General features: G+C 44.6%; 16 protein-coding genes, 1 tRNA gene and 1 riboswitch. Of the genes, 10 read left to right on the forward strand and 7 right to left on the reverse strand.

The window, feature by feature from the left end; genetic code table 11:
- The first annotated feature begins 19 nt into the window (after positions 1 to 19).
- A riboswitch (purine riboswitch) is annotated at positions 20 to 117 on the forward strand.
- Positions 118 to 144: 27 nt separating this feature from the next.
- Positions 145 to 1,125 carry a DMT family transporter gene (locus HW988_RS05975; RefSeq protein ID WP_181606642.1) on the forward strand — a complete coding sequence of 327 codons (981 nt, stop codon included), beginning with the start codon at positions 145 to 147 and terminating at the stop codon, positions 1,123 to 1,125.
- A gap of 202 nt (positions 1,126 to 1,327) precedes the next feature.
- Positions 1,328 to 2,428 (forward strand): ribosome small subunit-dependent GTPase A, encoded by a 1,101-nt coding sequence (rsgA, locus tag HW988_RS05980; RefSeq protein ID WP_181606643.1) that lies wholly within the window; start codon positions 1,328 to 1,330, stop codon positions 2,426 to 2,428.
- A gap of 49 nt (positions 2,429 to 2,477) precedes the next feature.
- On the opposite strand, the gene HW988_RS05985 is transcribed toward rsgA, so the two are convergent.
- Positions 2,478 to 2,960, reverse strand: a complete 483-nt coding sequence (locus HW988_RS05985; protein ID WP_181606644.1) for a hypothetical protein — start codon at positions 2,958 to 2,960, stop codon at positions 2,478 to 2,480.
- Positions 2,961 to 3,139: 179 nt separating this feature from the next.
- Positions 3,140 to 4,000: a M23 family metallopeptidase gene (locus tag HW988_RS05990; RefSeq protein WP_181606645.1), complete on the reverse strand. Its 861-nt coding sequence runs from the start codon at positions 3,998 to 4,000 to the stop codon at positions 3,140 to 3,142.
- 124 nt (positions 4,001 to 4,124) lie between these two features.
- On the opposite strand from HW988_RS05990, the gene HW988_RS05995 reads away from it, so the two are divergent.
- Positions 4,125 to 5,636 carry a C1 family peptidase gene (locus tag HW988_RS05995; protein ID WP_181606646.1) on the forward strand — a complete coding sequence of 504 codons (1,512 nt, stop codon included), beginning with the start codon at positions 4,125 to 4,127 and terminating at the stop codon, positions 5,634 to 5,636.
- 93 nt (positions 5,637 to 5,729) lie between these two features.
- Here HW988_RS05995 and HW988_RS06000 read toward each other — a convergent pair whose 3' ends face one another.
- From HW988_RS06000 to HW988_RS06020, 5 genes are all read right to left on the reverse strand, one after another.
- Positions 5,730 to 6,251 carry a GNAT family N-acetyltransferase gene (locus HW988_RS06000; RefSeq protein ID WP_181606647.1) on the reverse strand — a complete coding sequence of 174 codons (522 nt, stop codon included), beginning with the start codon at positions 6,249 to 6,251 and terminating at the stop codon, positions 5,730 to 5,732.
- Positions 6,252 to 6,318: 67 nt separating this feature from the next.
- The gene (locus HW988_RS06005; protein WP_181606648.1) at positions 6,319 to 7,203 is read right to left on the reverse strand and encodes a hypothetical protein; all 885 of its coding nucleotides are present in this window, start codon (positions 7,201 to 7,203) and stop codon (positions 6,319 to 6,321) included.
- Between the two features lie 192 nt (positions 7,204 to 7,395).
- Entirely contained in the window at positions 7,396 to 7,761 is a 366-nt protein-coding gene (locus tag HW988_RS06010) for a DUF1428 domain-containing protein (RefSeq protein WP_181606649.1), read from the reverse strand.
- Positions 7,762 to 7,978: 217 nt separating this feature from the next.
- Entirely contained in the window at positions 7,979 to 8,266 is a 288-nt protein-coding gene (locus HW988_RS06015) for a hypothetical protein (protein ID WP_181606650.1), read from the reverse strand.
- Between the two features lie 122 nt (positions 8,267 to 8,388).
- Positions 8,389 to 8,465: transfer RNA gene (locus HW988_RS06020), tRNA-Met, on the reverse strand.
- Between the two features lie 188 nt (positions 8,466 to 8,653).
- Between HW988_RS06020 and HW988_RS06025 the strand changes: the two genes are divergently transcribed.
- The 7 genes from HW988_RS06025 (at position 8,654) to HW988_RS06055 (ending at position 18,481) form a co-directional block, all read left to right on the forward strand.
- Positions 8,654 to 10,099 (forward strand): hypothetical protein, encoded by a 1,446-nt coding sequence (locus tag HW988_RS06025; protein WP_181606651.1) that lies wholly within the window; start codon positions 8,654 to 8,656, stop codon positions 10,097 to 10,099.
- Positions 10,071 to 10,586 carry a hypothetical protein gene (locus tag HW988_RS06030; protein WP_181606652.1) on the forward strand — a complete coding sequence of 172 codons (516 nt, stop codon included), beginning with the start codon at positions 10,071 to 10,073 and terminating at the stop codon, positions 10,584 to 10,586. The genes HW988_RS06025 and HW988_RS06030 overlap by 29 nt, the downstream gene beginning before the upstream one ends.
- Positions 10,587 to 10,698: 112 nt before the next feature.
- Entirely contained in the window at positions 10,699 to 12,927 is a 2,229-nt protein-coding gene (locus HW988_RS06035; RefSeq protein WP_181606653.1) for a hypothetical protein, read from the forward strand.
- 33 nt (positions 12,928 to 12,960) lie between these two features.
- Positions 12,961 to 13,632 (forward strand): hypothetical protein, encoded by a 672-nt coding sequence (locus tag HW988_RS06040; RefSeq protein WP_181606654.1) that lies wholly within the window; start codon positions 12,961 to 12,963, stop codon positions 13,630 to 13,632.
- 225 nt (positions 13,633 to 13,857) lie between these two features.
- Positions 13,858 to 15,786, forward strand: a complete 1,929-nt coding sequence (locus HW988_RS06045) for a hypothetical protein (RefSeq protein ID WP_181606655.1) — start codon at positions 13,858 to 13,860, stop codon at positions 15,784 to 15,786.
- 66 nt (positions 15,787 to 15,852) lie between these two features.
- Positions 15,853 to 16,344: a hypothetical protein gene (locus HW988_RS06050; protein WP_181606656.1), complete on the forward strand. Its 492-nt coding sequence runs from the start codon at positions 15,853 to 15,855 to the stop codon at positions 16,342 to 16,344.
- 190 nt (positions 16,345 to 16,534) lie between these two features.
- Complete coding sequence (locus tag HW988_RS06055; protein ID WP_181606657.1) at positions 16,535 to 18,481, forward strand: hypothetical protein; 1,947 nt, start codon at positions 16,535 to 16,537, stop codon at positions 18,479 to 18,481.
- Positions 18,482 to 18,554: the final 73 nt, after the last annotated feature.

Genomic DNA, 18,554 nt, shown 5'->3' on the forward strand with positions numbered 1-18,554 from the left:
CCATAACTCGGCTGTTACTTTCACCGCCGTTAATACGTCCTTTATAAATTCAAGATCTGGTTGAATGTCTCTACCAACTTCCTCAAAAAGTTGACTATTGGAATGATTATTAACTGACACATAAATTCTTAGTCAGTGGTAGTTATGATAAATCAATCCGGTTCCCTTGAAATTCACGATAGCTCTCGTTTCAACAATCTTTTATCTGGTGTTTTATTTGTCGCTTTGGGCTCTTCCAGTTACGGCATGCTTTCCACTTTCGTAAAACTCGCATACAGGCAAAACTTCACAACGGCCGAGGTCACAGTTTCTCAAGTGATCTGGGGTGCTTTAATTTTGACGATCATGAACGGTCTTTTTAATAAGACCGCTGAAAAATTGACGACGACAGAAGTTCGTCAATTGATGATCGCAGGTATTCCGGTGGGATTGACCAGTGTTCTTTATTATCTTTCGGTGAAATATATCGATGCATCTGTGGCTGTGGTTTTACTGATGCAATCAGTATGGATGGGAATCGTGGTTGAAACGATTCGCAGCAAGCGTGCTCCTGGCGTCGACAAAGTTTTGGCAGTGGCGATGATTTTATTTGGCACTTTGATGGCGACAAATGTTTTCGGTGCCTCCCATAACTTGGATTTGCGGGGAGTGGTGTTGGCAGTGTTGGCTGCGATGTCTTTCAGTTGGGCACTTGCTTCGACTCAAAGTGTGGCGTCTCATTTACATCCCATCAAGCGCAGCCAGATCATGATGTATGGGGCTTGCATTGTTGTGGGGTTGTTTGGATTTCTGACTCAGCTAGGACCTTATTATCTTAATGTGAATTTGATCGGTGAAGAATTCATTCGCAATCAGCCCTTTAATTTTTCAATCTTTATGTCTTATGGTTTGATCATCGCGATCTTCGGAACGGTGATTCCGCCAATCATGTTGAACAAAGGTTTCCCCATCGTGGGAGTGGGCTTAGGGAGCATTATCTCGGCCGTTGAGCTTCCTTTTGCGATGACGATTTCATTCTTGGTATTGAACGAATCCGTCGTCAGCACTCAGTGGTTGGGAGCGATGGTCATCATCATGGCGATCGTGCTTCTAAACTACAAATTGATCTTAAGAAGTGACTGTTAAAAAACGCACTTGATCAAATCCGCCAATTCATTTAACGTTTAAAAAGTGGCATCCAGTCACATATCACTCAAGGGAGGTCCTTATGCACATTCTATCTGTAAACCAGGGCCTTCATTCGCACCTGAACTAAGCAATACAATTTAGGTTTTAGAAAAGGCCCTTTAGTCATTTTCAATTTTTGAAATTAACTTTAGGAGTTTTAATGTTTATTTCCGATAAGGAATTTTTGTTTCTTTTTGGTTGGGGCGACTTTTTTGAAAGTCAGCTTCCCAGCGACTCGTCATCTTTATTATTTCCTGCGCGCGTGGTGTGCGAAGAAAGAAATCTCTATCGCCTGCAATCGGGATTTGATCAGGTATTCTGGGCCTCGGTGACTGGCAAAATGCAGTTTAATGCGACCTCAAGAGTTCAGTATCCAGCAGTGGGGGATTGGGTCTTAGTGGAGTTGCCACCCCAGTCTGACCGCGGGGTCATCCACCGAGTGCTCGACAGAAAATCGACCATTCACCGAAAGCAGGTGGGAGCAAGTTCGGACATGCAGATTCTTTCCACGAACGTGGATTATGCATTCATCACCTCATCTGTGAATGCGGATCTAAATTACCGTCGTATCGAAAGATATCTTGCGGTGGCTTATGATGCGGGGGTGGTACCGGTCATCCTTTTAACCAAGGCCGATACAGTCGAGGGAAGTATCGAGGAAGTTTTGGCCGAGGTTCAAAATGAATTTCCGGGGGTGAAAGTACATACTCTTTCCAGGGATGAGTTTCAGCAGGCCGATTTCCTGCCGGAATACCTTAAAAAGGGTACGACCTCGGTGATTATTGGTTCTTCAGGGGTAGGTAAGTCGACATTGGTGAATTTCCTGATTGGGGAGGATGTGATAAAGACCCAAGAAATCAGGGCGGACGATGATAAAGGTCGCCATACCACTACGTCTCGGCATCTTTATATAAGTCGATATGGTGGATTGATAATCGATACTCCGGGCATGCGCGAGCTGCAGTTATCCGATCACTCGGAAGGTTTAAGCAATCAATTCGCAGAAGTGGAAGAGTTGATTGGCCGTTGTCGTTTCAGCGATTGCCAGCATCTCACCGAGCCTGGTTGTGCCGTCAAAGCCGCATTGGATGGCGGGACTTTATCCGAAGGCAAGTGGCGAAGTTATCTTAAGCTTCAGGCCGAAGTGCGCGCAGGTTTAAGAAAACAAGACCGTGTACTGGCGGCTGAAGATCGCAAGATGTGGAAGAAATTAACCAACGATGCCAAAGAGAGGGCACGCTTTAAAAAAAGGATTCGGTAAAAATAAAAAACCCAAAAACGAAAAAACCCACCATGAGGTGGGTTTTTCTTTATTCTGGATCGGCTCCGTTAGGGGCGTCTTCAGTTTGGCTATTTCCTTGGCCGTTGTCTTGGCCATTATCACTGTCATCTTCGGAGTCGGCAGAATCATCTGGTGGAAGTTCTTTTTTCTCGTTTTGCAGGCTTGCATCCAGTTTCGAAGGTGTTTTTGCAAGCATCGCATTGCAAGAAGGTTTTGCTCTGTAGAAATGCTTCCACATTTCTTCGCCGGGCTTTCCTTTGATCTCGGGAGATTGAAGTTCAGACCCCATGTACGAGCTCATCTTGGCCCATTCTTTTAGGTGTTTCAACTTGCGTGGAATTTTGCGTTCCCCATCGCACTCGCCCTGGGAGGCTTTGCCGCCTTCAACGATAAAGCTGTACGCTTTGGGTGGGCCTTTCTTTTTCGCCAATGCGAAGGAGCCCGGCATAAGAATTGGTTGAAGAAAAAGTACGCTTGCAAGAACTGCTAATTTTTTAAATCTGATGCTCATATCTGAAAATGCTATCAGCAAACACGTCCGGAAGAAAAGACCGAAGTAGGTGTGTTAGCCTTTTTTTATCCAGGCAATTACGAGTGCCGCCAAAACCAAACATACTATTAAGACGACTTCGTGTGGATTGGTTGAAAGGACTTCAAGCACTTGCTACCTCATTATCCGTGTCAGGGTCACTAGGGCTTAAAATAACTTTTACTTTCATCGACCAAATTGAATCCATCCACCAGATTTCCTTGGATATTTACGCCCCAGTGCAAGTGTGGGCCGGAGACTCGCCCGGTTTTTCCGGCAAGACCGATGATTTGACCTTTTTCTACCATATCACCGACTGCGACCAAGCGTTTGGACAGATGGTTGTAAACCGTAAAGATGCCAATGCCGTGATCGACGATCACAATATTGCCTGACATATAGAACTCTTGGGATAAGACGACCTTGCCGCGATTGGCGACTGGAATTTTTTTGCCGACGCCTGCGCGGAAATCGATCCCTAAATGTTCGCCGATCTTTTTGCCGTGGTTGTAGTTTCTTTTAATTCCAAAGGGGCTAGTGATCTTGGTTTTAAGAGGCAAAATAAAGGGCTCGGTGATTTGTAGGGTATCTAATGAAGAAGCATAAACTTGTTTTGCTAAAGCCATTTCCGCTTCAACTCGTTTTTTGATCTCGTCAGGGACAACCACGCGGGTCGAGTCGACGTGCAGGTTTTCGTGCGCGAACTCTTTTGGTTCGACGGTAAAGTTGATTTTCGTTAAGACTTTTTCATCGTCCTTTAAAACACACTGAAAGGGCTCAAGTTTTGAAAAGTAACTTTCTGAAACCACTGCCGTATAACGTTCCTTGTTGTCTTGAAGGGGAAGTCTGACATCGCGGCAGGAAAAGTTCGGATGAGCAGCTCCGCCGGGAAATTTAAGGAATTTCACCTCGCCCGGTCTGATTTTTTCCTGCAGGACTGTTTCTGCAGCCCTCGCAATATGGGAAAGAACAGTCAGTGAAAATGTCACGGCAAGGATGTGGGCTGTGCTTTTTAGTTTCATTTAATTATTTGAACACACAAATACGTTTCGAGAGAAATGCCCAAGTAATTGACATAGCGCTTTATCGATACATGTTGTTTATTACCAAATGTTAACTCCATAATATTTGTTGGAGGGACCACGGATGAGATCATTACTTATTTTAGCTCTATGCTTATTTGTCCAGGCAGGACATGCAGAGCTTATCAATGTTCAGCAGTTAAATCAGAAAATTCAAAGAAACGGTGGCGAGTGGCAAGCGCAAAGCAACCACATGACCAAGCTTTCGAAATCAGAAGCGAAACACCGAATGGGTCTTCGTTTGGATCAGGCTCCTGATGTTGAGTTTGTGATGCCAGAGTCTCCGAATCGTATGGAGTTGCCTGCGGTATTGGACTGGAGAAATAAAGACGGTCAAAACTGGGTGTCTCCAATTTTGGATCAAGCCAACTGCGGCAGCTGTGTGGCTTTTGCGGCTGTGGGAGTTTTCGAAACGCAGTACAAAATTAATTCCTTACTGCCAAACTTCAACGCTAAATTTTCACCACAAAACTTGTTTTCGTGCGGTGGTGGTAAATGTAATTGGGGATGGCGTCCAGAAGGGGCAGCGAAATGGCTGACAACGTACGGAGTTCCTGATGAAGCATGTATGCCCTATGCATCTGGTGCAACCGGTGAAGACGTGGCTTGTCGTGCAAGCTGTCCAGATACTGTGCAAAGAAGTGTGAAGCTTGCGGGTTATTCCACGCCCACACGCGGTTCGCAAGATCTGAACGCCGTAAAAATGGCGCTGCAAAAAGGACCCTTGGTCACAACTTTGACGGTGTATGCCGACTTTATGGCCTACGCTGGCGGCGTTTACAAACACGTTGATGGCAACTATCTGGGTGGTCACGCGATTTCTATCGTTGGTTATGACGACACAAAACAAGCTTTCATCATTCGCAACAGCTGGGGCGAAGAGTGGGGTGAAAAAGGTTTTGGTTATGTCGCGTATTCTGATCAATCCGGTGTGGGTGACGATACGTGGTTATATAAAATGCAACCTCTTGCGGGTGGCGTTTCTGTGGAATCTCCGGCTGATTACTCTTACTTTACGAAAACAGTTCCGGTGAAAGCGACTTCGACATACTCTTCCACTGATTCTTTGGCGGTGGCTATTTACAACAGTCAAAACCAAGTGGTTGCGAATTTGAATTGCCTGACGGCGGACTGTGCTCAAGACCTAGATGTCAGTTCTTTGGCAGATGGTCGCTATGAAGTTCAAGTTTTCGCCATGGGAACTCGCGGTGAAAAAGTGGGTTCTTCTGAAAGACATTTCTTTTATGTTGTGAACCAAGCTCCTTCAGTAAATATCACTTTCAAAGGTTACGATGGCACCGACCTATCCAAAGCTTTGAACGGCCGTATCCAAGTTGAAGTGTCATCAACGACAAGCTCCGTTCCACTCAGTTCAATCGAATTCCACCACGTGGGCCCAGATGGTAAAGACCAGGTTCGCTCGGCTTCGATTGTTCCGGCAAGAATGACTATGGGTTGGAGAACGAATCTTGTTCCAGATGGTCAGTATGAGATTTGGTTCACGGGTCATGTGAAATCAAACGGCATGGATGTTGTGGTTGAAAGCCCTCGCCAAAAAGTGAAAGTGGCAAACTAAAAAGAAATTGATCACAAAATAAAAAACCCGCTGTTAAAGGCGGGTTTTTTATTTGCGGGCCGAGTGAAATCCCGCATGGCGATGATTCCCTAGTCAGCGGAAATCCGTCGCCTGCATTTCGAAAACAAGGAACTCCTGACCATCTTCGGTGACGCGATTGACTTCTTTCATTCCGAGTCGCTGGGCAAGGGCAATCGACGCCGTGTTGGCAGGCATTATTTGAGCGATGATTTTTTTAAATTTCAAAGTATTAAAGCCATAATCCAAGCAAGCTTGCGCTGCTTCACTGGCGTAACCTTTTCCCCAGGAAGACTTCATGAAGCGATAACCCAAATCTATTTGCTGAATGTCTTCCAGCCACTTGAGTCCACACCAGCCAAGTTTTTTGCGGGAATGTTTTTCGATCACAACAAAGCGACCAATTCTGCGGTCCAGGAATTGAGAGCGAATGCTAGCGATAAGATTACTGGCTTGAGCTGCGTCGATTGGGCCGTCGGGAACATAGCGAGTGATTTCGGGATCAGAATTCAACTCGACCATAAAATCAACGTCATCCGGGCGATGTGGCCTTAACTCTAATCGAGCAGTGAGTATTTTGAAATTATCTATAGTCATCCATTAAAGATAACAGGCTTACGTATGTCTTTGAAGACGGAAATGGCAGACGGGTATCGCTTTTAATTTAAAGCGGATAATTAGCCGATTTTCCGGTTTGAAGGTCGGAGGGGCGTGTGCCTATTTGAGCAGGTTCAAAAACTTGAACTGTGATTTTTTCGGCAGTAATCACAAAAACCACAGGATTGATCTTTCCGTAGAATCCGGCAGGCTCTCCGTGCATTTCTAAGGTCATATTCGATTCAGGGTTCTTTTCTTTTAACAGAGCGTTGAACTTCTGTTCCCATGCGTCTTTCATTTTCATTAGAGCCGGTTGGTTCACAGAAATATCTAGGTCAGAAGTTTTTAACTGCGCTTTACCGTTGATAAAGCTTCCACCTAAAATAATCGTTAAAGCAGGGCCACTGTGAGTGGTCTGCAAAGCAGGCAATTGGCTTTGCAGGTATTCGGCGTAAAGAATCACATCTTGAGCATCATACCGCGTACCGAAAAGCTGCTTTTGTTCCAGCAGGAAATTCTGGTAAAGCTCTTTACCAGATTTACCTGCAGCGTGGCCTTCTGCAAATTTAAGATCATGGCGTTGCACCAAAGCCAACGTATAGTCTAAAAGGCGACGTCCCCCAATGTGCCAAGCTGCAAGGGGATTGGGATCTTTCTTCGGAACTTGGCGATATGCCTGCCCGATAATTTTTAGCTCTTCAAGTTGCTGTTCAGTCGTTTCGCTTTGAATTTTCTTTGCTAAATGGCGCGCCAGGAAAAAGTCTTTGGAGCCTTTGGAAAACTCACTGATCAGTTGATCTTCGCGGTGGTTGGCGAATACATGCGCACAAACTGGAGTCGCAGTGACACTTTGAGTGAACAGCAGGAAGAATATCGACAGCACAATCGCAGGTCTGCGACAGAGGCAATTTAAAAGTCGATATAGAGGGAAACCACGGTTCTGCAATTCCATACAGAACATTATCCAAAGAGGATGCCAGGGGAGTGTCTCAGAATGAGATTCTGTAAAGTCGATATCATGCTCGATGTCCACGGGATTGAGAGATTTCTACGACGCATGCAGCAACCGGAGCGGCAGTGGATATTGTTTTCCCGAAATGTTGAAATCAAAGCTCGGTAGAATAGCCGAGCTTTGTAGCTGATATTACTTCTTATTGCTCACCAGAACTTTAAAACCACCGACCGAGAATCGCTTCATCGAAAAGATCTCTTCCATTTGCTTCTTGTCCATTTGTTCAAATTCCCTGTGAACTTTTTTATTCACTTGCTGGCTGTGAGCTTTGGACTTGTAAACGATGAAAGCAAAAATCACGGTTTCGTCTTTCTTTAATTTACAAAGTTTTGGGAAGGGCAATCCATAAGGAACGTCGAGCTTATCGCCAATGCACTCATAATATTCAAGCGCGCCATGCTTCATCCAGGTCTTCATGCCTAGAGTAGCCATTTTTTTATATTTCTTTACATTTTTCTTAGCGATTGGAATCACATAACCGTCAACGTAACGACTCATAAAAACCTCCATGGTTGATGCAATTATTGGAACATGCTTTGGAGGTTCGGTCCAAGGGAACAAAGACCAGTTTAGATTCAAATTTGAGAATGGAGTAAGTAACTTTTAGTATTACAGCGACGCACACAGCTACCGCAGCGGAGGTGGAAATTGCGAATTGTTAATTCTGAAATTTCGGCGCTCGCGAGAAAGCAGCGCCTTTGTGTGAAACAGGAAACTACATTTCCTCAAGCGCGATGTTGAAGTCGTGTTCGGAGATCGCTTCGATGCCTTCTTCTTCCAAAATATCTTGCGCTACAACTTGAGCGTCTAAAAGCTTATCGACGTTGTCGCTGACGAAACCCGTTTTAAAGATCACTTTCTTTTTAGAACCTTCAACACCGATCACCGCAACAGAACCGTCAACGCCCGTGATGAAGACGCCACCCAGGATGTCAGAAGATGCGTTGATTTCTTTCAGGTGAGTTTTGATAAGCTTTGTAAGTTCAGTTTTGATCTCTTGCATGGGAGGCTCTTTTCTAAGATTGAATTGGGCAAAAAAAAACCCGCGTTTCCGCAGGTTTGATATTTCTCTCAGAGGCTCATTTCCGGAGAAACTTCCTTGGATACGCGATCCAAGAACAAAATTGGTAGTGAGAGGCGGACTTGAACCGCCGACCTACGGATTATGATTCCGTTGCTCTAACCAGCTGAGCTACCCCACCAACCGAACGCTTTCGCGTGAGCCGCAAGTTTTATTAGTTCTGCGTCCTTCTGTCAATCCTTGCGTTTGCGTTAACTTAAGATTTTCAAAAATCCTAAGGTCCCCGGTCTTTGGTCTTGACCATGCTGTCATATCACAATGGAATAATTACTCGGACATAATGGTCATTCTCAAGGAGGGGATAATTATATGAAAAGACTCATGATGGCAGCTCTGTTGCCGGTAATTGTGGCAGGTTGTACGAACTCCCAAAACAACCCGCTAAGCCCTGCGGTTGGCGGCTCTAACCGCGATATCAAGGTGTCGGCAAACCAACTTACGATCACTGCGATTGACGGGACACCCCTGTCGGACGCGCAAGTTTTAATCGGGGATGCGCTTAATTCTCCGTTCGAGGGAAACCTTCTAACTGCTGACGCAAATGGTCAAATCGAAATCCCAGCGGGTTGGACTGACACTCAGCCAGTCACGATCCACGCTAAGGGTTACGTTCGCCAAACTTACATGGCGGTTTCGCCTGGCGCGGTTTCTTTTAAGCTTCGTCCTTTAAATACAGTGAACCAGTTTGAAGTGAAGGGGACGGCTCAAGGTCTTCCGATCAAAAATGGTGATGGCAACATCGACTTCGGCTTGGTGATGCAGGGCTTTAGCAAAATGCAACTCTTCGCCTTTAACATGGATTCCGTGCTAAGTGCGCAGAACGATAAGATCTCTGCCTTGGGACAAGAGATGGATATCCCAGCGAATCTGTCTTTGCCAAAACAAAGCGAGAAGTATGCTTTGTTCACGGTGACTTTGGATAAGCCGGCTTACCGTATTTATTTCGGTCAGCCAGGAGTGACTCGTGTGTTTGTTGCGCGTGGGACGTTCCCGTTTAAACAAGTCGTGGACGGCGTGCGTGGCGGAGCAAAACTTTATGAAATGCTCAACGTGTTTAACCTAACTGGTGGCGCGATCCGTGATGTGAACCTGTCTAAAGGAAGCACTTCTTTGGATTTGCCAACGGACGAGATTAAGTTCTCGGTTAAAAACACGGTTGTGGCTCCTCAGTTCCGCGCGGACGAGACATTTATGGCGGCAGGGTTGTCTGCTCAAGGTGGCTTGCTGCTTCCAACAGATGTTAAAAAGCTTAACGCTGGTCAAAAAATCAGCTTAAACACAGCTCCGAACATGGAAGCGAATGTTTTGGCAGTTTTGACTAAGACCGAAGATCTTCGTAACAACATCGACCGCGTATCGACTGCGATTATCCCGATGGCGGGGCAAACGACTCCACAAGTATTGCCTTTGATCAATAACCCAACAGTTGGAGCGGGTGGTCTTGAGATCGCAATGCCGCAAGTTCAAGGTGTGGCGGGAGTAAATCCTTTGGCAACTTACGCTGTGTTCTCGAACGAGATCCAGGTGCAGCAAGGTGCTGACAAAGTAAAGCTGATGAATCAAACATGGGAAGTCTACGCTGACAAATGGGTGAGCAACCTTAAAGTCCCGGCTTTCCCAGGTGACACGCTTTTGAATGGCAACAAGCGTTGGGAAGTGAACTTTTTAGGCTCACAAACGGCTTCACAAGCACCAATGGGTGCTGCTATGATCGAAGCTGCAACACATGTCACACACAGCTCGATTAACTTCTAGAACTATTTTCGCATCTCTTGTGATCATCACAGGCTGCACCGTTATGGGTTGCAGCCTTTTTGATAAAAGACCTTCCGCCAACCAACAAATGGCGAAATTCAACAAACAACGAGTGTTCTTCGCGCCCTATGACAATGTGTGGAGAGCAGCCCACGCTGTTATCAAATTCCCCATCGCCCAAGAAAACCAAGACACCGGTGTGATCGAAACCGAATACATCAAAGGTGTCGACGGCTGGCTTCCCCCTGACGTCGCAAAACCACCATCCAGTGGTATCCGTTACAAGTTGATGTTCACGTTCGCGAAAGGAACTGCCGACGGCAGAGAATCCACGCGCGTGACCATCGATAAAAAAATGGAAATCCTGCGCGACTTTTTCTCGCAACCCGAACCGATGGAATCGGACGGGTTGGAAGAGAAGATTCTTTTTTACCGCATCGAGCGCGAGCTTGTGGTTATGGATGCTTTGAAGCGGGCTGGGAATTAAGTTTTGTATTTCTGCCGCTGCTTTTTTATTCAAAGCTAAGGTCGCAATTTTTTCCTATGTAAAATATCTTGTTTGATTTTTAATGATGGTTTCTTTTCTGGAGCCTATCTCGTTGAAAGATAGAAATCGCGTATGGCAATCTAGACTATCAAAATTCTTCAATCAAACTAATAATGGTTTAATTGAGAGGATGCCGGATATGACAATACCTTCTTCGTTGGAAGATTTATTTAATTTATATGGATCAAATGACTTAAAGAATCGCTTAAAGGCGGATAGGGTTGGCACCAGGACATTATCTAGGTCTGAGGTGCAATACATAGAGAATAAATTTCGCACGCATCTCTCTAAAGGAAGAGTTGGTTCTGCAGCGGATTTGCTAATTTTATTTCTTTGGAGCTCTCCGAATCAATTTGAACTTCCTCGTGATTTTAACCAAGTCATGTTTTTTGAGTCCCATGTGGATGGTTCCACCTCTAAGGTATTAGATATTGCTTTAAATTGGGAAGAACAACCGCAGTGGCGTGAGAGACTTCAGTCTTTAAAACACTTGAGCGACTTAGTTCAAATGAAGGAAGGAGTTGAGCACAGTCTTTGGCAATATCTCAATACCGACAAGTATCTCGCACCAAACCTTTTGGCATATATAGAGGATCTAATTTGGAATAGGCCGTCGGTTCCTGACTTTGTTGGTCGTTCGCCTTCCATCGAAGCAAAGCTAACGGCTTTGGGATATGTTATCGGAAACTATTTCAGAGAAAAGTCGGCTAGTGGTTTTCCGGAGAACTTGGGGCCGCATAGGAATGACCGTAACGAAACTTTGGAACAGATTCTTGAATTAGGATTAACGCTAAGGCAGCTTCATGAGCTTAAGTCAAAAATTGTACAACTGGGATATAATCTAACTAAGGCCGCCGACGAGAGTTATCGAGTAAGTCATCCGATTGATGGCGTTGAAGAATTTTATCAGGCTGGTTGGACTACAAATTTATTTCAAACAATGATTAGTGCGGCGATGAGTCGTTATAGAGATACGGCTACAGTTGCGGCCGTAGAACGGCTGGTAGATGCTCATGGCGAACTGATAACTCCGCTTGTTGGCGAGCGTGACACACTAAGATTGAGAATGCAGTTTCCGGAAGACACAATACAGAAAGTTGGAAAAATTCTACTCGAAGATGCCATATTTCCGGATGAACGAGAATTGTTAGAGCATATCTCTTATGAGTTGCTTTGGCCAATAGACAAAATTCTTAACTTTGAATTGTCTGAAAATTTATCAATTTTAGATTTAGTTAAGTTTTTAAGGGTGATGAATTTTTTCTGCCGTATTAAAGATTCAGCGTTGAAAAAAATATGGATGCGAGGCGTATCTGCCCCAGAGTATTGGAACTCGCTGTTGGGCTTTAAAAAAGAAAGAGACTTTGTTGAGTTGATCGCAACCTTTGGGTTTTCTAAGAATAAAATAGATTCAATCTTCCAATTGTTATCTTACGATGCGGGTTCGAAAGATTCCTATTTTGATCCTTTCTATTTTCCTTTAGTGAAAGTTAAAGAGAAGTACTTTATTTTATTATTCACTTTGCAAATGACTAATTTAATACGTAATGCGTTTTTTACATCTAAGGCTAGAATAGATTCTGGGGGAAAGGCAGATCCGCTAGGAGATTTTTTGGCTCCGACCATTAAAGCGCGGACAGAGCTAATTGCTAGAGAAGTTAAGTATAAATTTGAAGGTTTTGAAGGAGATTTCGACATTATTTTCAAAATTGAAGATGATGTTTATATTCTAGAATTGAAAAATTCGTTATTACCCACTGATCCTTATGAGGTGCGCAGCCTCTGGGATGCTATGAAAAAAGCATCTGATCAGCTTTCTAAAGCCGTTACGCTAATGAAAAAGCCCGATTTTATTTCGTATATTAATGCAAAGCTTCCCTTTGCCCTTTCTGGCGGTGAGAAAGTCCATACTGGAATTGTACTTGGGCAAAGACTGTATTCAGGCCTTAGTTTGTTCGGACATCCTGTCAGATCGGGTAGAGAATTGAATCGCTATCTAACTGATGGTTTGGTCGGAATTGGAGATTTAAGTGGCAAGAATAAAAGAGATATTAAACTCTGGAGTGGCGATAATTTTGAGTCAAAAGACCTAGTATCATATCTCTCTGAGAGCAGTATTCTTCATGCTAATATTAGAAAGAGTTTAGTCAATGAAACTGTAACAAATATGATAGGTGAAACTCGAGTTGAAGAAAAGAAATATATATTTGATATGCGGCTATTTGCAAAGGCATTCGGATATAGGCTAGATCTAGCTACCGGAGCTATCGAGAAGATATAAACTTCATATTCAAAATAAGGGAGTCTTATCCAGATGAACAGCACGATCTTAATTCTAGTATTTTTGCTTACCTCGGGGAACGCGAGCCAAGGCAAAATGACATCTGGCGCTTGCAATACTCACAAAGATTGCGTTGTTCCCTCCTGGAACTTCAATTGCGAGCAGCCAGATCTGGTTGATGAAGTTGATTTCGAAACACTGCTATCTCTGGCGAAGCGTCCATTCAAAATGTGCGACAGGACTGTAACCGCGCAGAATCCCATCTACACCAACGAAGATTACACAGGTATCTGCATAAACAACTCTTGCCGAGCGCGATTGATTTCCCCTTTGCCAGTTCCTAGAAAGGAAATTCCATCGGAACTTATTAAAGTATCCAGCGATAGAAACGGTCGTTTAGCTGACTATCGCGAAGATTGGTACGCGGGCAAAGGACAGGAACTTCCAAATCTGCCTCGCGCGGCTTTGCAGCTGGCATGCAAATATCCCGATGGGAACTATTTCGTTTCGAGCATGAGCTATGCAGAGGGAGTAATGACTAACACATCTATTTGGACGAGAAAACCAGGGGGGAGTCGAATTCCCACTGGCGTATCCTTTGAATATAATAAACTATTTAGTAAATGCCCCGATCACCCGGCGATTTCGAAAGAGAAGATGATCGAAATGGTCAGAAAGAATTCCACCAATAAACAGGCCAAGTAGTCGCTAAAGGCTACTCAAGATAACTTGTAGAGTCTTTCCATTTTGATCGACATAACCAATTCTCGCTCGGGAAATCATGATGCCGATTTTACCGAAGCGGGGATTCGCATCTTAACGAAATTTTCTCGTACTCCTACGTAAATAAGTCTAGTTTGCCGTGTGGCTAGTGTATCAAGGTGAGAAGTGGTATTAACCCTGTGTTTCCAAACTCCGATAAGTATTCATATGAAAACAAATCATTTGTACGTATTGGCATTTGTGACTTCATGGCTGTTAACTGGATGCTCTCTGGATGTAAATCTATTGGGAGCCAAATCTTCACAAGCTAGCATTGGTGTTAACGATGGTCCCACGACAACTTTGCCGATGGGAAATTTCACCTTAGCTTTAAATAAATCTATCGGTAAAAATAAGTGGGTTGAGCTGACTTCCAATCTTTACGACGCTAAAGGCGGAATGATTGATAATGCCCAAAACTCAACGTTCATGACTTCTGGTGCGTTGGTTACTTATGACGTCAATGGGAATCAAATCAGAAAAGTCAGCTTGGATACCTCGGTCTATATGAACTGGAGTAACACCAGACCTCCAATGACTCGAGACTCTGCAGGGAATATTTATCTTGTTAGCAGGTTGAACGGAAATGCAGCTTATGATCAAGGTTTGCTTGTAATTTCACCGTCCGGAACAGTTACGAAAGTAGACTTGGCACCAGAAGTCCCAAATGGTGCGGTTGACGCTGCGGTTGTGACGGTCAATGGTGTGGAGGAACTTCATGTGACTCCTTGGGTGAACGGAAGTCCTTCCTCTGTTAAAGTGTTTGATTTAAATGGAGTCTATAAGGCGGGTCGCGACTATACTGTTGCCGGCTTGCAGGTGTATTCCATCGCCCAACATCCGACGACATTTAAGATCTACGTTACCACAAATCAACCAGGAAAAGTTTCAGTCTTTTTACAAGATGGAACTCCTGACACTCCGGCGGAAATAGATTTCTCCGCGGATTTGCCTGGAATTGGTGAATTGAATTTCGATGCGAGTGGCAGGCTGTATCTTACTAGTTACGAAGACTCTTGGTATGCGTGGTTTTTGAATTACGGTGTCAATGTTTACGACATTTCGGCAGCGACTCCGACCCTGGTTCGCACACTCAGAACTTACGCGGATAATACCAATATTTCTCAGGTGGCAGTTTCACCGGATGGTAGTTCCATTATGGCCATCAACTACGACGATCCGAATGATACATATGATGTTTTGTATACGCTTTCCGGCAGCACTTATGTCTTTTCAAAACTGCTGTCTTCTCGGGGGAGTGGCTCTGCTGATTTCAATGCGAAGGGAAATTTCGGCACCTTTGCTCTGGATAAGGAAGAAAATCTTTATGTCACTGATGCCGGTAATAAGCGGGTGAAAGTTTATTCCATGACCGGTACTCTTAAATCCAGCTTTTCTGTCGACAAAGCGGGTATCACAAACTGGACAGAATTCTTTGTCGCCATGAGCAGTGACCAGAAGTTGGTGACGGGTGGTTATGATTGGCAGACGTGGGCTTCGTCCTCGGCGAAAATTTATATCCAAATTCGCGACCAAACCGGAGCTGAATTAAGCTCTGCGATGATTGATCTTCCGTCCGTGTCGTGGATGCCAAAATATATTGGTATCGATTCGGATGATCATTTGTGGTTTGATGATGGTCAAACATATTTCATCGCTGATCTGACTGGAGCAGTCACATCCATTCCATATTCCGCATCTCCTCCGGCGGGGCCGGCGGCGATTCTTTTCGGTCAAGTTTCCGGCAATACTCTGTATTTCCTGAACAATGACTACACCTTGTGGGGAATGGACACTGTCACTCATACGGCAACGCAGCTGATGGGGTCGGCACAGTTTACGGCGGGAGGTATATTTACCGTACTGCCTGCTGCAAGTATGCAAGCCATTTCAGGTGGTAAACTGGTGTTTGTCGCCCTGGATTCTGGTATGACCGAACGATTGTTTGTTGTGGTCGATCCAGCCAGCCACTACTCAGTAGTATCCAAGTTAACTTCAGCGGATCAAAGTGCATTCACAAACAGCATGATCTGGACGTCCGCGGGCTTATGGTCAAAAGGCACATTCGACCGATATTTCCTGTGGGATCTTCATTAACAGAGATTGATATAAATCACCCACGGGAGTATGTTGGGGATCTGACTGAAAACAGTAAGGATCCCCATGAAACTTGCCGACATCACTAAAGCTATCTCTCAAGAACTTGGAACTTCTGATCTTAAAGAGATCAATGCACTTCTTAAAAAAGAGCCTGCAGTTAAGTTCCGTATTACCGGCAAAGCATTGGGGCATTTCGGTTTCACAGGACAAATCAAAAGCGTTTCTGAAGAGGGTGTTAAAGCGTATATGGCGAACAAAGTATCGCTGATTCGTTTGGCTGACATCGAGACTTTTGAAAAAGCCAAACCTCGTGAGGAACGCCCGGTCAGGAATATCAAGACGGAAAAGGCAACTCCAGTTCCAGCAAAAGCAGCAGCGGCGAAGCCCGTAAAGACGGCGACAAAACCAAAACATCAAGATCTTGAAGACGACACAGACTTTGACGACGAAGACGATTTCGACGGTGAAGATCTGCGCCCTAAGAAACAAAAGAAGGGCAATCCCAAAGCCGCTGGTAAAAGTGGCAGCAGATTTATTCCCACCGCAAAAAAGTAAGTTCAAGAAATTTTGATCTCTAAGCGAATCACAAATATAAATAGAAGTTCGCATGTTTGTGGTTCTACTTGTTAAGAACTCGTGGATTTACAGATAGGTCACCGGGATTTTACAATCCAAAACGCATAAGCGTTTCAACTTGAGACGTTTCCAGTCTAGTGGATTCCTGAAGTTGCCGATAAGTATTCGTATGAAGGCAAATTTCTTGTACGTTTTTACGATGCTGGTGACCTCTTTCATCATTTCAGGGTGTACCCTGGATCTGAATTTGGTAGGCACTAAGTTAGAGATTCCAAGCTCTGGCAACACCAATGTTGTTGGCCCAACAACAGTTCTGCCGATGGGGCATCATACTCTTGCATACAATAAGGCTGTTGGTAAAAATCGCTATGTCGGTTTGGATAGTTCGTATCAGGGCAGTAACGGTGGCTTGATCGACAACGCCGGGAATACGACTTACGTGGGCGATAATGGTATTTACACTTTCGATTCCAGCGGTATCGAGATTTTCAAAGCGTCGATATCGTCCACCACTTATCCTACTTGGGTTACTGAACGCAGTCCGATGGTCACAGATTCCAACGGTTATATTTATGTCGTCAGTAAAGTCAGCTATAGTGGGGGAGCACAGGGTATTCTTAAAATTGCCCCAGACGGAACTTTTACGACGCTCCCGATAGTGGGGGCGGGTGGACAATTTGCCAATGGTGCTTGGGATATTGCTTTGATTAAACGCACTAACGGCACGGAAGAGCTGCATTTGACACCCTATTTAAATTCTAACCCTAATCCGGTTGAAGTCTATGGACTTGATGGCACTTATTTGCGCTCTTACGGGGCTGCGGCGAATACAAGTCTGTATTTCTTGGGGCAAAATCCCCTGACTAAAAAAATCTATGTGTCGTCAAATAATTGGATCACGCGAATTTATGTTTACCAGGAAGACGGTACAGCTGATGGCTTCCTTGATTTAAGTGCAACCCTTAAACATATTGTGGACGTTAAGTTTGATACCAACGGTTATATGTATGTTGCGAATTTTGGTGATCCAGTTGATCAGAACAACGATCCCGATCGCGGTTTAAATGTGTATGACATTTCTTCGGGCACACCGGTGTTGATCCGTACTTTACGTACCAGTGTTGCCCATCCGATTTCTATGTACCGTTTCGGCGTTTCACCGGATGGCACTAAAATCATCGCCACCAATTCCTTGACCCCGGCCACCGCAATTGATGAGTTGTGGCAGTTATCTGGATCATCCTACCAATATGTGAAAGACCTTACCAGTAAAGGTAGTACGGCGCCGGATTTTAATAATTCAAATACCACAGCGGGCTTTGCCGTGGACCGAGACGAAAATATCTATATAGACGATAATGGCAATAAGCGTGTCAATGTGTACTCTAAAACAGGAACTTACTTACGCGAATTTTCAGTCGATAACCCTGGAGTCACTTGGTGGGCCGATCACTTTGTAGCAATAACCAGTACTGAAAAAGTTTTGACTGGAGGCTATGAATTTTCCGTGGGTGTTCATACGGCCAAAGTGTTTTATCAGGTCCGTTCAAAAACGGGCGTGGAAGAAAGCGCGGGCTTCGTTTATTTCTCGAACAACCTGGCAGCTCCAAGATTTATCGGGATCGATTCTGAAGATCAAATGTGGTTCGATGATGGTGGATCCATCTATCGCGCAAATCTATCGGGTACGATCACGTATTCATTTGATTACGCTGCTAATCCTGCGGGATTGGGGGTAGCGGGAGCGCTGGGCGCCCAGGCCATAGGAGATAAAGTTTATTTCTTGGATTCAGGCGACTTTACACTGCATGCAATTGATCTTCAGGGGAATCCTTCCCGGGTGATGGGAGCCTCAGAGTATGCTCCGGCTAACCTTTTTGCGGTATTACCTTCGGGTGGTATTCAAGCTCTGGCTGGTGGCAAATTTGGTTGCTTAGCCTATGATCAGTCCTTTAATCCGCTCTATGTGGTGATTGATCCGGCTAATAACTATGAGATTGTTTCAACTATCACCTCTGCAGATTCAAATGCGTTTTCCACAATGATGATTTGGACTTCTGCAGGGCTGGTCACCAAAGGTACCTACAATCGTATTTTCTTCTGGGATGTTCAGTAACTAAGTCGGTACGGTTGCCTTAATATTTAAGACTTGTGCGCTTCTTTATCGAGGCGCATATTCTTAATTATCA

Origin of the sequence: Bdellovibrio sp. KM01 (assembly GCF_013752535.1) — a bacterium.
GTDB lineage: Bacteria > Bdellovibrionota > Bdellovibrionia > Bdellovibrionales > Bdellovibrionaceae > Bdellovibrio.

Excerpts from the sequence above, each read along its gene's own strand:
- HW988_RS05975 (WP_181606642.1), top strand. The coding sequence starts at position 145 with ATGATAAATCAATCCGGTTCCCTTGAAATTCACGATAGCTCTCGTTTC.
- rsgA (WP_181606643.1), top strand. The coding sequence starts at position 1,328 with ATGTTTATTTCCGATAAGGAATTTTTGTTTCTTTTTGGTTGGGGCGAC.
- HW988_RS05985 (WP_181606644.1), bottom strand. The coding sequence starts at position 2,960 with ATGAGCATCAGATTTAAAAAATTAGCAGTTCTTGCAAGCGTACTTTTT.
- HW988_RS05990 (WP_181606645.1), bottom strand. The coding sequence starts at position 4,000 with ATGAAACTAAAAAGCACAGCCCACATCCTTGCCGTGACATTTTCACTG.
- HW988_RS05995 (WP_181606646.1), top strand. The coding sequence starts at position 4,125 with ATGAGATCATTACTTATTTTAGCTCTATGCTTATTTGTCCAGGCAGGA.
- HW988_RS06000 (WP_181606647.1), bottom strand. The coding sequence starts at position 6,251 with ATGACTATAGATAATTTCAAAATACTCACTGCTCGATTAGAGTTAAGG.
- HW988_RS06005 (WP_181606648.1), bottom strand. The coding sequence starts at position 7,203 with ATGGAATTGCAGAACCGTGGTTTCCCTCTATATCGACTTTTAAATTGC.
- HW988_RS06010 (WP_181606649.1), bottom strand. The coding sequence starts at position 7,761 with ATGAGTCGTTACGTTGACGGTTATGTGATTCCAATCGCTAAGAAAAAT.
- HW988_RS06015 (WP_181606650.1), bottom strand. The coding sequence starts at position 8,266 with ATGCAAGAGATCAAAACTGAACTTACAAAGCTTATCAAAACTCACCTG.
- HW988_RS06025 (WP_181606651.1), top strand. The coding sequence starts at position 8,654 with ATGAAAAGACTCATGATGGCAGCTCTGTTGCCGGTAATTGTGGCAGGT.
- HW988_RS06030 (WP_181606652.1), top strand. The coding sequence starts at position 10,071 with ATGTCACACACAGCTCGATTAACTTCTAGAACTATTTTCGCATCTCTT.
- HW988_RS06040 (WP_181606654.1), top strand. The coding sequence starts at position 12,961 with ATGAACAGCACGATCTTAATTCTAGTATTTTTGCTTACCTCGGGGAAC.
- HW988_RS06045 (WP_181606655.1), top strand. The coding sequence starts at position 13,858 with ATGAAAACAAATCATTTGTACGTATTGGCATTTGTGACTTCATGGCTG.
- HW988_RS06050 (WP_181606656.1), top strand. The coding sequence starts at position 15,853 with ATGAAACTTGCCGACATCACTAAAGCTATCTCTCAAGAACTTGGAACT.
- HW988_RS06055 (WP_181606657.1), top strand. The coding sequence starts at position 16,535 with ATGAAGGCAAATTTCTTGTACGTTTTTACGATGCTGGTGACCTCTTTC.